Genomic DNA, 14,933 nt, shown 5'->3' with positions numbered 1-14,933 from the left:
ACCACAGAATATAGCACGATAATAAATTTGGGAAAGGATATACCACGATACCAAATTTAAGAATCAGAACTCTGCTTGTCTTCAAAACGTCTAACAATGCGAGAAAGTTCCGCCTTTTCATCAACATTAACGCGAGTCGGAGCGCCACTAACAATCCGTTCATAATTTCGGAAAGAATCTTTAATATCCGGGCCGTCAGCGGTTATATTGTACTCACGGATACCCTTATCGTGCCATGATCCCCGCATTTTAAATACGTTAATTGCCCGTGACATTTCTCCTCGAATTTCTACGTACTGCAACATCAAAATAGTGTCTGTAATCGTGGAAATATGGGAATCTGTAATTGAATGCGAACCCATAAATTGCTCAGTTGTATTGGTAAAAAAACCAGTTATTTCTTCTTGCTTAGCGTAACCAGTTACACCAATTACAAATTGCCGGAATGCATTATTACTTACTCCTCTTGCTAGTGCTGATAGAGAGTCAATTGCAATACGAGATGGTTTAAATACAGCAATTTCTGACTTAATAATTTGCAAGTGATCTTCTAAACCAGTAGATTCAGGATACGTGCAAATTATTTTGAGTAACCCTTGATGCTCTAACTCTTCAAAATCAATTCCCCAAGAGGAAGCATTGCGAGATAGTTGGGCGCGTGATTCTTCATAAGCAAATAGTATCGCCCGCTCGCCGCTAACACAGCCGTTTTGGATAAATTTACTAACTAACAGTGTCTTACCTGTACCAGTAGCTCCTGTTGCCAAAATAATTGAATCTTTAAAAAATCCACCACCACACATCTCATCCAGGGTTTTGACCCCAGAAGAAACTCTGACATTAGAAGACCTTTGCGTCAAACGCATTGCCCCTAATGGAAAAATGTTGACTCCTTGATTGCTAATTGTGAAAGGATACTCGCCTTTCATATGAGTTGTACCGCGCAACTTGAGAATTTCAGTCGTGCGCCGGCGACGTTCTCCTTCTAAAACGTTGCGAACAATTACCACATTATCAGAAACAAATTCTTCTACTCCAAAAGAAGCAACTGGGCCATATTCTTCACTACGTTCAGTAGTAATAATAGTGGTGACATAGAGCTGTTTGAGACGTGCTACAAGGCGAAAAATCTCACGTCGTACTACTCCTGGAGCTTCATACTGTTGAAATAAAGCTGTGATTGAATCAATTGAAACTCGTGTGGCTTTATATTTACGAATGTTGTATTGCAGGCGTTCAATGAGTGCAGAAAGGTCAAAATTTCCAACGACATCTTGACCTTCAGGATCGGGGGATGCATCGAGAATAAACAATTTGCCTTCATCGATTAGCTGTTGTAAATTCCATCCGAAAACATAAGCATTTTTAATAATATCGCTGGGTGATTCTTCAAAAGTAACAAATACTCCTGCTTCATCAAAGTAGGTAATACCGTTATAAAGAAACTGAAGAGAGAACAAAGTTTTACCTGTACCAGAAGTGCCACTTACTAAGGTTGTTCTACCTACAGGTAAACCGCCATGACTTATATCGTCAAAGCCCTCTATCATCGTGCGAATTTTTTCTACACCCGCAATTAGTGGTGCTTTATTTTGCTCTGTTTGCTCGTTTTCACTCATTGCTTAATTAATAAATGGGTTTTAAACCCGTTTTTCTATTACTAAAGTTTAGACTCAATTTCTTTATAATTAAATATTTCAGTCTTCAAATTCTTCACTTAGTTCTTCATAAAGCAAATCTAATCCAATTAACACTCTTTCTCGATCTGAGAGATCCCCGATAATTTTGCGAACCGGTGGAGGCAAAATTTTAGATAATGTAGGAGTCGCTAATATCTTATCTTCTTCTGCTAGTTGGGGGCTTTTCAATACGTCAATTACCTTCAAAGCATAAACACCTTGAAACTCCTGTTCTAAAATGTTTTTGAGTGTGTTTAATGCCCGTACTGAGTTGGGCGTGTTCCCTGCTACATAAAGCTTGAGAACGTAGGTCTTTTTGGCTTTATTCATATTAGGTACAGGCTAGAAGTGAGAATAGAAATACAAGATGTGCTTGGGATTTGGCAGTCAAGTTACAGCAGCAAATTGTAGCAAGTCAAACATGAGATAAATTTATAGCAGTTTGCAAGTAAATAAAGTACAGTATCTAAGTTAAAAAGCTAGATATCAAACCGGATTTTCTTCTGACTCACCTCTGCTGCGCTCGGCGACTACCTGAATTCTGAATTCTGAATTCTGCTGCAATTTATTTATAAGTTGAACACCTATAGACTTCGCATAGGTTTGCCAATATATCTATCAGTGTCAAGCGGTAATCAAGTAATGTTTCATCACTTCTTCCTTCTAATTTTAGCTGTTTGGAAAATTCATCAATTAGCTCCATATGAATTTCTATGATTTGCGGCACAGGAATATTAGCATAAAATACGGTGTTGATAAATTTATCAATTTTTTCTTTTAGTGTTTTATCTGTGGTAAAATAATCAAGTATAATTTTGCTATAATCTAGTTTCAACTGTTGCAACAAGGCCTGCTGAGCGCCTGGAGTCATTTCTTGGAACGGTTGCTGATTCTTTGGCTTGTAGCAAGCAAATACATAGCAATATTGATCGGAAAATTGTTTAAATAGGTTTTGTTGTAGTTGCTTTGGTAAATAATGGATCTGAACGGGAGCAGTTGCAGATACAGGTAAGTAGTGCACTTGTGTAGTATTAGGGTAAATAAATTTCCACACCCATCCACTTAAACCATGTTGTTTAGTTAAGCGAGATAGATTATTTAAGAATTTTTTAACATGAGGTTGCAGAATTAATATAGGTATTAACATTTATTGTGTCTATATATATCTCCTTGATCGCTTTGACCAAGAGGGGTGAGTTAATAATTATGACAAATGCTTCTTGCCTAGTAAGACTGGCTCTGCTGTAAATTTTTCAGTTAAGCCCAAGAAAACGCTCTATGTCAGCTTATTGCTGGTCATTCAACAACCCGATGCAGCGACTGAGTAGGTTGTTGATGAAGGTTTTGCCTTAAAGAGGAAAGTAGCTATTTGATGATTCGCATATCCATAATCTATCTTGATGCAGATTCTTATGTTTAACTCCTTGATAAGATACTTAAACGAACTTAAAGGATTATCGCATTCTAAATCATTATAATTCCTCAAGGTTCTAAAGCGAATCTTTGGAGCCATAATTGTTTTATGCTGTCGCAATCGATGAGGAGTTTCAATATAAGTAGGACGATACTGAGGCTAATCGCCAAAAGTTAAGAACGCAAATAAACGCCGCTCAGAAAATTATGTAGACGCGATCAAGCGTCGGTAAGTGCAAAACCTATGATTTCAATGGCGTTGAAATTGTAACCAGAATAGCTTATACGACGAGTCTTCTTGAAGGATATTACTTTAGGCTTGAAGATCATCGGCAGTTAGCAAATGGTTGTGCCAGAGGTTTCGACAGGAAGAATGACCCCTAAAGCCTTATGTTAATGTTACAGTACCCGCTTTATGACTTTCTGGCAACCGTACCTAGCTGTCCAGAAACAAGCACTCTGGCAGTGGTGCTGGAGATTTTAGAGAAAGAGCAGTGCGATCGCTTAGTAGTAGTAAACCAACAGCAATGCCCAATCGGGTTGCTGTATTCTGCCCATTTAACCCAAAAAATGTTGGCAGATGGTGGTGAAGCATATTTAAATTTGCAGCAGTCACTCTCCACCTTGGGTGAAGCTTTAATTGACCCAATACAGACAATACTGGCTTCGGAGCAAGTAGAAAAATTGAGTTTGTGGCTGCGTTACGAACAAAACCCACAAAACCGGAGCTTAGATTGGGCGCTGATTGATGCCAATGGCAAATATTTGGGACTACTCGATAACTTACGCCTATTGAAATTATTGGCTAAGGAAAAAGTCGCAATTGGCTCATTCTCCCTCAGTTCAGCCACTCAAATGTTGTCTTCAGGGACTCCCCACGAATATAGCAGTCAAGCAAAATCTCACTCACAGACGTGGACAAAGAATGAACGCACGCCAGTAGGACAAAAACCACTGGTACAGTTATTGGAAAGACTGCCTTGGCCTTTGATGTTGCAAACTGGTACTGGGGAGGTAGTGGCGCAAAACCCAGCATGGTGGCAGCAATTAGGAGTTTTGAAAGATCCAGAAGGAGTCAGGCAGCAAGTTGAGGCAATACTTGCTCCCTTGGGAACCAAAAAACCCGAATATGCCACCCAAAACGCAGTTAAGGTTCATTCCGGCAGGGGAAGCGATCGCGATGCGGAAGAACAACCACTTCTGCTTAAACATGATCAAGAAGATAATACCCGATCGCACAGAAGTGAAACAATACCCCAGCAAGGGTTACCAGCCAGATCACAATCAGCTTCATTTAATAGCCTTAACGAGCAAGAAGTAGTCGTAGAGGCTTCAGGTAGTCGCTGCTTTTTAGATAGTCAGATGGGTACTTGCACCTGTGTTGTGGAAGTGCAAAATGGTCAGGAGCGAATCTGGCAATTTGCCAAAATCGCATTAGATAGTCCGGAATTAAAATTCGCGAATACAGGCTCAGAAGTTACACTCGGTCTTCAAGATTCAGAACTGGGTACTGATTTGTGGTTAGTATTAGCGACTGATGTCACCGAACAGCAGCAGTTGTGCAAAGAGTTAGCAGCAAAGAATGCTGATCTAATTCAACTAAATCGCTTGAAAGATGAGTTTTTAGCTTGTATTAGCCATGAACTCAAGACTCCCCTAACAGCCGTTTTAGGTTTATCACGGTTGCTTGTCGATCAGCAGTTGGGAGAACTTAACGAGCGTCAAGCTCGTTATGCCGGACTAATTCATCAAAGTGGACGCCACTTGATGAGCGTAGTTAATGACATCTTGGATTTGACCCGCATGGAGACGGGACAGATGGAGTTGACACCGACTCCAGTCAAAATCCAGGCTGTGTGCGATCGCGCTTTATCAGAGGTGAAAGCAATCCACGCTCAAACCACCAGCAAAACAGTTGCCTCCCAAGCTCAAGAAACACGTTTATCTGCTCCAGAATTCAGCCTCTCTATTGAACTTGGCTTAGACCAAATCGTAGCAGACGAATTGCGCTTGCGGCAGATGCTAGTACACCTACTTTCAAACGCCTTTAAATTCACCGAACTATCAGGCGAAATTGGGCTGCGGGTAAGTCGTTGGGAAGGTTGGATTGCCTTTACAATCTGGGATACAGGCATCGGCATTCCCGAACACCAGCAACATTTAATATTCCAAAAATTCCAACAATTAGAAAATCCCCTCACCCGCCAATTTGAAGGCACAGGTTTGGGATTGGTATTAACTAGGGCTTTGGCTCGACTCCACGGCGGAGATGTCAGCTTTTTATCTCGTGAGGGAAAAGGCAGCCAATTTACACTGCTGCTGCCACCCAGCCCCCCGAAAACAGGATTCTCGGAACCAGAGATGGGAAGCAGAGAAGACAAAGAAACCCAAGGAATCACCACAGCAGCGCGTCAGATAGTCACTACGCCCTCACAGCATCATCCCACCTCTTCACAAAGGTTGGTCTTGGTAGTCGAGGCAGTAGCCCGGTACATTGAAGATTTAACCGAACAACTCAAAGGTTTAGGTTATCGCGTAGTCATTGCGCGATCTGGGACAGAGGCAGTAGAAAAAGCCCGACGCTTGCAACCAATAGCAATATTTTTGAATCCTTTATTACCCCTGCTGTCAGGTTGGGATGTCCTGACCTTGCTAAAATCTGATAGTGCAACCCGCCACATCTCTGTAATTGTGACAGCGACGGGTGCAGAAAAAGAACAAGCATTTGCTAACCGTTGTGATGGTTTTTTAAGTTTGCCAGTCGAGAATCAACTCTTGACACCACTTTTAGAAAAATTATGTGCTACACCAGAAGTTCCGCAGTCAGGATTAGATAATAGGGAAGAAATCCAGAATAAAACTCCACTACGAATTCTCAGGTTGGTGAATCCTACTCAGTTGGAATCGGTTAATCCTCACCCTTCACTCCGAGAACATCGAGTGATTGAAGTAGATGACTTAGATCAGGCAGAACTTTTGGCGCGGGTGTGGCAATTCGATGTAATTTTACTAGATGTCCAAACCCCAGTTGCCAAAACTTACCTGCAACAACTGACTCAGCACCCACGTTTGGCGGCTCTACCATTGGTAACTTGTGATGTCACAACAACTCTAGAGGCTTCTCAGATACCGGGACTATCTGTGTTTCCTTACTTAACCCCAATTGGCAAAGACAACAGCGATATTCCCAAAGGAAGTCGCACAAAAGACGATGGCGCAGAGCGCCCGCTTCGCGATCGCACTGGTAAAACAGATCCCCTATTGTCGGTACTGCAAATTGCCTCTGGTATCTGCTGTCCTCCTAACATCTTAGTGGTGGATTTAGCAACGCTGCGGGATTTACCACAAGGAAGACGCAAGCAGGGAAGAAGCGCTCAAACCGAAAAAAATTGCTCAATTAGTAGTGAAACTGCTGAACGTGGCTCTGAGTGGTTCCAAGCTTTAATTCAGTATCTTCAAACAGCAGGGTTGAAAGCGGCAATGGCTCGCTGCTGGGCAGAAGTACTACAACAAATCCGCCATCAAAGTGTTGATTTGTTACTGATTTGCTTAGGAGAATCTGCCATTCACAAAGATATGCTAAAAGCATTGAAAGCTTTAAGTGACATGCCTTTAAAGCTACCACCAATTTTAGTACTCAATCAGCGATTAAATAGCTTGGAGGATAGTTTCCACTCCCAGATAGCTTTAGAGGGCATTGAAAAGCAGAAAAAAAGTGGACTTGAATCTGTAGAAACAGTTGTAAATGCGATCGCTACTCAAATATTACCGCGAGCAATATCAATGGAAGACCTATTGAGTCAGATAAATCAAGCTTTATCTGTCAGCGGTCACAATGATAAATGTTAATGGGCATGGGGGAGGCAGTGCGGTCTTGGGGTTTCCCCAAGTGTAGCAACTGCCGTCATGGGGCATGGATAAGGAAAAACTTATCTGTATTAAGTGTTTATGATGTAATTTACGAAGAGGTCTAATAACTAACAAAAATTAATTATCAATCCCCAATACCCAATACCCAATACCCAATCCCCAATCCCCAATACTCAATACCCAATACCCAATCCCCAATTACGATACTTCTAGTTTTTCAGTTTTCCTAGGCTTAAAAGGCACTCGCACTAGAGTATAAGCACCCTTAGTGGCTAAATTTTTGTAAGCATCTGGCTGTAAGTCCATTCGCAGAAACTTTTTTTGCTCTGCCAGAAGTAGTAAAGAAGCTGGCTGTAGTCCCTTAGCTGCTTGATCTTGAATATGCTCTAAAGTCTCTTTGGGAAATCTTAAATAATTGACATGGGTTTGACTATAAAATGCTACGCTAGGTTTCTTAAAACCCATCATCACCAATTCTTCATTCGGTTGTTTTGCTTGGAATGCAAGCGTAGACAACTCCCTCAAGGGTAATTGACGTTCCCGATCCATCAAAAACAAAGCAGGTGTCAAAACAACAATTAAAAACGCTGCAAACCCCAGCACATTCATGCTGATGATATAGTTCCAACGGCGTCTGAGTAAAAAACCCGCAACCAAGACAGCACAAGCAAGCCAAACTACACCCCCAATCACTGGTAAACCGGACTGTTGAAGTAGTAAGTTGAAGTTAGGCACAGCCGGATCTCTACCTATTAATTGGGTGAGATTAAACATTCCAGTTGCTATAACTGCTAAAAAAAATACATTCACCCAACCACTCCAGAGGAGAAAGGAGGAGTGGGAAAGTGGGGAAAGGGAAGAGGGGGATGAGGATAAAAATTTACCCTTCTGCTCCTCTGACCTCTTATTTGGGAAAAGGTCACTCCACAATAGTGCTACTAAAATGGCTGATGCTGGCATTAACGGCAACACGTAGCTAGGGAGTTTGGTAACAGCAATACTGAAAAAGCCAAAGACACCAGCAAACCAGAACCAGGCAAATAAACCCAATTGCCCAGAACGTTCTTGAGAACGCCAGTGCGATCGCTGCCAAAATTTCAGCTTGGTGATAGCGATCGGCAGATAAATTGAGTATGGCACAAAGCCAAGTAGCACTACCAAAAAGTAAAAATACCAAGGTGCTGAGTGATGATTTACAACTTCTGTAAAGCGTTCTAGATTGTGATAACCAAAAAAGGCATTAATATAACTCCAGCCATTGCGCCAAATCACTAGCGCATACCAGGGTACAGATAAACCTAAAATAATCAAGATACCCAAAAGAGGACGCATTTCCCGCAACACCTCTCGTACCTTCCCCAAATAGAGCAAAAACGCGACGATAATTAACCCTGGCAAGACAATTCCTACAGGCCCCTTGGTCAAAATTGCGGCAGCAATTAGCACATAACAAGCTAAGTACCACTTATTAGGGAATTGGGCATTGGGCATGGAGGAAAATTTTTCTCCTCTGCTCCTCTGCTCCCCTGCTCCCCTGCCCTCTGCCCCCTGCCCCCTGCTCCCTTCCTTCCCTGCATAGCCCAGAAAGAAGCATAATAAAGCTGATGCTATACATCCGGTGAGCAGCATATCGGAGACACCTGTTCTCCCCCAAATAATCATTTCGGGATTCAATGCCATCATCGCTGCTGCCACAAAGGCTGTTAAGTAGCGGCGAGTAGGACGTGAAACTCCCTCCAATTCATCTTGTTTAGCCAAACACCACTGTACGGTGTAGTAGCTCAAACTAATTGTGCCTATCGCCGCCAGTGCTGAAGGCATACGTACTGCCCATTCATTCACTCCAATAACAGCATAAGCGATCGCTTGACACCAATAAATTAAAGCAGGTTTATCAAAACGAGTTTCACCATTGAAAAAAGGAGTGATCCAATCACCTGTAACTAACATCTGACGGGAAGCTTCTGCAAACAATGGCTCTGTTTCATCAATCAAGCCAATGCTGCCCAAATTCCACCCAAAAGCTAAAGTGCAAATCAAAATCAACCACAAGCTTGAGACAGTCACAGCTAGGGCTGGATATTTTCCTAGATTGTTGAACCACTGCTCAACAGCGCACTTAACACTTAATTTCATGCTCATTAGTCAATAGTCAATATTCTACCAGCGCTGTGGTGAGTCCATTGAGCAGCTCTGCCAACTTGGAGGAACTGCCCTACATGGTTTCTCGACTTGTACTCCTACGGGGAAGCAAGCTACGCCTTGGTCTCCGACAGGAGAAGCAACTGGCGTTCACTAATCAATAGTCGTTAGTTATTAGTATTTTGTTCTCACTCATTCAAACCACAGTGAGTGCTAAGTAGAAGAAAATGGTTGAAATTAAAACTCCTGTACAGACGCTATTAATCGCGTCTCTACTCTTAACTCCTAACTCAACACTACTAAATCATGGATTCAGTACTAGTTGCCATTCTTTGTTCTGGGAATTCCACTTAGGTGAAGGAGTTTCTCCAACAACATAAGGCCCCCAGTACTGTCGAGAACCATCTTGTGCAAAGGCAACTAAAATATCTCCCTTCTCTAACTTTAAGTCACCTTGAGGCAATGATAGAATCAGCCCCTTCTCAGTACCTTCTTGAGGAGCAAAATCCCAATGTGCGGGGACATCATAGTTACTCTGTTTAGATGCAGAACTTTTAGCTCCCGACTGCCGCGCTAGTAGAGCCAGCCGCACAGGCTGATTTGTTTGATTACTCATTCGCAAACTCCCTTGGATTTTGCCTTTGTCTGCTGAGTTATTACGAGCCAAGAGAGAATCAGTATTATTTCTATTGGTTTGTTCTACTTGACTGGGTGAGCTCGTAGCTGGAGTGGATAAGCTTGCGGGAATAGCTTTTTCAGATGAAACAGATGTGGACTGATTCGTCTCCAACTGGGAAGTCTCGGTTGACACTTGTGAAGATTTGTCTGGACTGATGGTTTCAAAAGATATGCTCATGTCAAAGCACGCCACCAGCAATCCCAGCAGTCCTAAGCAACAGCCTGTAACACCAACGTTACGATAAACTGAAGGTTTCATAATTGATAGTTTTTAGAAATAAGTATTTTGTCTAGACTTGACCAAATAGTAGCCTATTATTCCAAAAGGCAATTAAGGAAAGTAGCCTACCTAATAGATTCTGCTGAAATTAAGTCCAGCAATGTATCATATATTTCATTTAGCTCAGGAAACATTTAGAGGAAATAATTCCTGTAATACTTGACCACAGAGAGTTGTAGACACCCAGTCTTTTGTACGTTAAACGTATACTTTGATAAAAAAAATAAGATTAAATACAGACCCAGCGAATTCATTTGTAGAAAAACAATAAAAATAACAGTGAGACCGTTTAGCGATCCCCGCAAGGCGCACTTTGGCCAACCCTTAGATAATTTCTAAGGACTATACTTCAACCGTCAAAATTACACTACTGGAATATTTCTTCCGAGCAACATAATTTCCTGAAGATTATTTGTTATCTAAATTTTAATTAACACTGAAGCCTAGCAGATACTTACAATAGTATCAGAAAAGCTTATGCTAAAACCAATATCCTCAAAAGAGAAATATTTCAAGGTTTCTTGACTTTTCCCGACAAGTCCAACCAATGCAAAACACTCGTCTCAACAACCTGTTGGATACCATCGCTAGGCGGTTCGGACAATGGTTTTTAAACCCTTGGCGGCGGCTATCGTTACTAATAATTAGTTTTTTGTTCGGTTTTTTTCTGGGAAACGTAATTTCCACTACAGCTGGCCAACGAGCTGAATTGGACGTTTTGGTAGCTGCGATTTTAGTACTGTTGACGGAAATTACCAGCAAGATATTTTATAGTCGGGGCTTTTTCTCTAAGCGATCGCTCCTTTTAGAATCACTAAACTTTCTTAAAGTTGGCTTAATGTACAGCCTGTTTGTTGAAGCCTTTAAGCTGGGATCATGAGCAGAGGAGGGGCAGGGAGCAGGGGGAACAGGGGGATAGATAAATATGATGCAGTTGTGGTTGAGTGAAATTTTGGAAACGGATCTAGCAGAGTCAAGTTGGCAGCAGCAAGTACGAGAAGCAGTATTAGTAGATAGGCTGAGAGCAAAAGCTTTTGGGATCACACCTGAAAATGTCGATGAAGTTATACAGGTGCGATCGCATTTATTAAAATCCGTCATGCCAGCTTTTAGCGACTTTTGCCAAACTACTCTCCAAGTACAACCCCAAGAAAAGTTACAGGTGTTGTGGGATTTGTGGCTACCGCTGGGAATCAAACTAGCATCACATCGCCAAAAGTTGGGACGACCCGTAATCCAGGGGATTTTGGGAGGGCAGGGTACAGGTAAAACTACAATGTGTAAGGTTCTTACCTTGATTCTTCAGGAATTGGGATACACTAGCCTGAGTTTATCTTTGGATGATTTATATAAAACTTATAGCGATCGCCTCGCCTTAACGGCGCAAGATCCTCGCTTAATTTGGCGGGGGCCACCAGGAACTCACGATATAGACTTAGGTATAAATGTACTAAATCAAGTACGCCAGTTGCAAAGTCCAGTTATGGTTCCCCGCTTTGATAAATCTGCTTTTGGGGGCGCTGGCGATCGCACTACGCCGGAAATTATTACAGGTGTGGATATTGTTTTGTTTGAAGGTTGGTTTGTGGGTGTACGACCAATTGACCAAAATGTATTTGATACTGCACCACCCCCAATTATCACAGATGAGGATAGGGCATTTGCCCGTGATATCAATGGTCAACTTAAAAATTATTTACCATTGTGGGAGCAATTAGACAGCTTAATTGTCTTGCATCCAACTGATTACCGCTATTCTTTGGAGTGGCGTAAACAGGCAGAACACCAGATGATTGCTGCTGGTAAGACTGGGATGAGTGATTCAGAGATAGAGCAATTTGTCAATTATTTTTGGCGATCGCTGCACCCAGAATTATTTATCCAGCCGTTGGTAAAAGACCAAACAGCAGTTGATTTAGTGATTGAGATTCATGGCGATCATAGTTTTGGAAGAGTTTATGGGTTATAGCGATCGCAACTCTGATGCTCGTGATTGATATCTGTTCTAGAGATATAGCTCAGACTCTATTAGCATTGGCTTGGATTATCTGGAGGTAAGCCTAGTTGTTTGCGAACTTCTGAGTCGTAGCAGGCTTTATCCCAATTTTTAGCTGATTTTAGCTGTTGAATACTTAAGTTTTGAGTACCTTGAAAGTCTGCACCTTTAAGCTCAGCACCTTCAAGCTTGGCATCTTCAAGGTTGGAGCTGTGAAGCTCGGCATCTTCAAGGTTAGTATGTTCAAATTTGGCGTGTTTAAGGTTAGCACGTTCAAGCTTGATACCTTCGAGATCAGCACGTCCAAGGTTAGCATATTCGAGTTTAGCACTGGAAAGGTCGGCGTGTTCTAGCCTCGCACCTTGAAGGTTGGCATCTTGAAGATTGGCACTAGAAAGGTCAGCACTAGAAAGATCAGCACTTTCTAAGTCGGTATTGGAAAGCTTAGCGCTAAAGAGGTTGGCGCCGGAAAGCTTGGCATTGGAGAGGTTGGCGCTAAAGAGGTTGGCACTGGAGAGGTTAGCACTAGAGAGATTGGCGCTAGGGAGCTTAGCACTAAACAGATCGGCACTAAAAAGATCAGCACTTTCAAGATCAGCGTGTTCTAGCTTGGCCCCAAAGAGGTCGGCATAAGAGAGCTTGGCACTGGAGAGATCGGCACTGGAAAGGTTTGCATCTTCCAGGTTAGCACTGGAGAGATTGGCATCTTCGAGGTTGGCGCTGGAGAGGTTGGCATCCTTGAGCGGAATATTATTCAGAGGAGCGCCATCCTTAACTAGTTTTTCTAGCGCGTCGATTCTTGCTGTACTGTCTTTTTGTCCTTGAGCAGTTTCCACACTATCCCAAAGTCCTTTGATTTGTGTATCTCTCTGTGCAACAGTTACTGAATATATTGATAAAGCTACGAGGGGAATAAAACTAAAACTAACCAGCTTAAAGCGATTATTTTGTATTATCTGCATGATACTTTGCTCAATAAACTGACAAGCTCAAGTCGACAGCGCTAGGTTTGCACTTTCCACCTTCGGAAACTTTTAGCTTGATTTAGTTTTTTCCGAGATGAAATGAATATTCGTGCAAAAATGACGTTAAGGCATTTACTAAGAAAAAATCAGCCTAGCCTTATTAGTTACTGACAATGACATTACCTTAATTGAACGTGAGTTCGATAAACATCTCACTGCCTTGAACTAAAGTTTAACTTTGTCCCTCTCCAACTCGGGGAGGGGCAGGTTTTGCCTAGTAAAACCTCTAAGAGGTCTTTTTATTCGACTAATGTGGATACTATGAGAACTTTCGAACTCACGTTATATTAAATGGAACAGTTACAAGCAATAAAAAAAGAATACTTTTTTAGACTAAAATAAACCAAGAAATTACTTACAAAATACTTGTTAAATATGGCATTTTTGTGACAAGCATATGTCGTATTTGTGACATTTATAAACTAGTTGTACTTTTCTAATGTGCTTAAGTACATCCTAAGATTTGGTAAAAATAAATGCCTATTAAAAATAAAATTATTGTAAGGGAGCTAGTGCGTTGCTTGGTTCCCAAACTTGTAGCAAGTGGCATTGTATTAAGCGCAGATTTCGATATTGTCCCCTCATTTAAGGTGCTGTTAGCGATCGTAGAACTACGATCTTTCCTCAAGATTTCGTCTATAACAGGCATTAGCGTAGGGGGACGTTCGCGGTAGCGTCTCGTAGAGAAGTACGGTTGTAAACCAGCATTCAGAATCCAATCCTACAGAATCATTCTGACTTCTGAATTCTTGATTATCAAAAAATAATTAACCACAGATGAACATACATACTAGTAGAGACAGGTATTACCGTGTCACTACGCGTGTAACTCATTCAAATGAGAATCGTTATAAGTAAGTAGATATTATTAAACTACAAACTTTAATTGATTTATATCTACTTACATATCACAAAATTTTTCTATAAAAAATTTAAAAAATAAAAATTTGATGAAGTTCTCGTGCAAGACGTAAAAATACTTGAAAATTCAACAAACTGCTGTATATTTAGTTTTGAATCATAGTTCCTGAACTTTATCAATTGTTATATTCTCCATTTTTTAGGCAAAACAAGATGAACAAGTTTTATATTCCAGGAATAACTTTTGGAGTACTGTTTGTTGGGATTGCCGGTCAAGCTTCAGCAGTTACAATAAATTTTGACGACCAAGGATTTACTGGGCCATCGATTTTTGCCGATGCTGGCGTCGCTCAGACGCTGAATATTCCAACAACTGCTGGGAATGTTAAGTTTGAAGGTGGTGTCATTCTAAAGAACACCACAACCTTACCAGCAAACCAGACCTCACTCTATGGAACGGCAAGCTTTGGAGAACCAAGCTTGACTAACCTATTAATGATTACATTTGATAATCCGATCAATAATTTTTCCCTTAATGTATTCAACGGTAGCAGTGAAGATACGAGCTATACTGTGGCTGACAATGCTGGTAATTCCTCAACGTTTACTCTGCCACCTAATGTTGATAGCGGTCGGCAACAATTTGGTTTTGCTACAACTGGCACTGAAGTGACAATTAAGAGCGTAACTGATTCACTCGACAGATTCGATTTTTTCATTGACGACATCAGTTTCAATAAACCTTTACCACCTGGAAAACCTGTACCAGAACCCATATTTTCCCCTGTTGTACCATTGGTGCTGGCTGCTGGACTTGGGACATGGAGGTGGAAGAAACGGAAAACTACACTAATATAAATTACTCCTCTAAAACCCGCAGCAGGTAGCGCTAAGTTTTAGTAGTGCTATCTGCTGCGACTTGAACACAGAAATGCTCTGAGGATTATAGGTTTGCTTATTCTCACTTTTGTAACTAAATACGGTAGATA

Annotated in this window: 11 protein-coding genes; 5 read left to right on the top strand and 6 right to left on the bottom strand. The window is 41.4% G+C overall.

Features of this window, described 5'->3' with window-relative positions:
• Positions 1 to 56: 56 nt before the first annotated feature.
• The 3 genes from kaiC to WKK05_RS01025 form a co-directional block, all read right to left on the bottom strand.
• On the bottom strand, positions 57 to 1,619 hold the full coding sequence (gene kaiC / locus WKK05_RS01035) for a circadian clock protein KaiC (RefSeq protein ID WP_341527970.1): 1,563 nt from the start codon (positions 1,617 to 1,619) through the stop codon (positions 57 to 59).
• 78 nt (positions 1,620 to 1,697) lie between these two features.
• Positions 1,698 to 2,009: a circadian clock protein KaiB gene (gene kaiB / locus WKK05_RS01030; protein ID WP_341527969.1), complete on the bottom strand. Its 312-nt coding sequence runs from the start codon at positions 2,007 to 2,009 to the stop codon at positions 1,698 to 1,700.
• A 235-nt stretch (positions 2,010 to 2,244) separates the two neighbouring features.
• Positions 2,245 to 2,826, bottom strand: a complete 582-nt coding sequence (locus WKK05_RS01025) for a KaiA family protein (protein WP_341527968.1) — start codon at positions 2,824 to 2,826, stop codon at positions 2,245 to 2,247.
• Positions 2,827 to 3,482: 656 nt separating this feature from the next.
• Here WKK05_RS01025 and WKK05_RS01020 point away from each other — a divergent pair.
• Positions 3,483 to 6,941, top strand: coding sequence for an ATP-binding protein (locus WKK05_RS01020; RefSeq protein ID WP_341527967.1), 3,459 nt, complete (start codon positions 3,483 to 3,485; stop codon positions 6,939 to 6,941).
• A 219-nt stretch (positions 6,942 to 7,160) separates the two neighbouring features.
• Here WKK05_RS01020 and WKK05_RS01015 read toward each other — a convergent pair whose 3' ends face one another.
• Together WKK05_RS01015 and WKK05_RS01010 are read right to left on the bottom strand one after the other, a co-directional pair.
• Positions 7,161 to 9,104 (bottom strand): glycosyltransferase family 39 protein, encoded by a 1,944-nt coding sequence (locus WKK05_RS01015; RefSeq protein WP_341527966.1) that lies wholly within the window; start codon positions 9,102 to 9,104, stop codon positions 7,161 to 7,163.
• A 304-nt stretch (positions 9,105 to 9,408) separates the two neighbouring features.
• Positions 9,409 to 10,041 (bottom strand): hypothetical protein, encoded by a 633-nt coding sequence (locus WKK05_RS01010; RefSeq protein ID WP_341527965.1) that lies wholly within the window; start codon positions 10,039 to 10,041, stop codon positions 9,409 to 9,411.
• Positions 10,042 to 10,609: 568 nt separating this feature from the next.
• Between WKK05_RS01010 and WKK05_RS01005 the strand changes: the two genes are divergently transcribed.
• Together WKK05_RS01005 and WKK05_RS01000 are read left to right on the top strand one after the other, a co-directional pair.
• Positions 10,610 to 10,942, top strand: a complete 333-nt coding sequence (locus WKK05_RS01005; RefSeq protein ID WP_341527964.1) for a DUF565 domain-containing protein — start codon at positions 10,610 to 10,612, stop codon at positions 10,940 to 10,942.
• Between the two features lie 48 nt (positions 10,943 to 10,990).
• A complete protein-coding gene (locus WKK05_RS01000; RefSeq protein ID WP_341530988.1) occupies positions 10,991 to 12,031 on the top strand; it encodes a glycerate kinase in 1,041 nt (346 codons plus the stop codon).
• 59 nt (positions 12,032 to 12,090) lie between these two features.
• On the opposite strand, the gene WKK05_RS00995 is transcribed toward WKK05_RS01000, so the two are convergent.
• On the bottom strand, positions 12,091 to 13,020 hold the full coding sequence (locus tag WKK05_RS00995) for a pentapeptide repeat-containing protein (RefSeq protein WP_341527963.1): 930 nt from the start codon (positions 13,018 to 13,020) through the stop codon (positions 12,091 to 12,093).
• A gap of 539 nt (positions 13,021 to 13,559) precedes the next feature.
• Here WKK05_RS00995 and WKK05_RS00990 point away from each other — a divergent pair.
• Positions 13,560 to 13,757, top strand: coding sequence for a hypothetical protein (locus WKK05_RS00990; protein ID WP_341527962.1), 198 nt, complete (start codon positions 13,560 to 13,562; stop codon positions 13,755 to 13,757).
• Between the two features lie 400 nt (positions 13,758 to 14,157).
• Positions 14,158 to 14,802 (top strand): hypothetical protein, encoded by a 645-nt coding sequence (locus tag WKK05_RS00985; protein WP_341527961.1) that lies wholly within the window; start codon positions 14,158 to 14,160, stop codon positions 14,800 to 14,802.
• Positions 14,803 to 14,933: the final 131 nt, after the last annotated feature.

Origin of the sequence: Nostoc sp. UHCC 0302, assembly GCF_038096175.1 — a bacterium.
Taxonomy (GTDB): domain Bacteria; phylum Cyanobacteriota; class Cyanobacteriia; order Cyanobacteriales; family Nostocaceae; genus UHCC-0302.
This window is presented reverse-complemented; position numbering and strand designations above follow the sequence as displayed.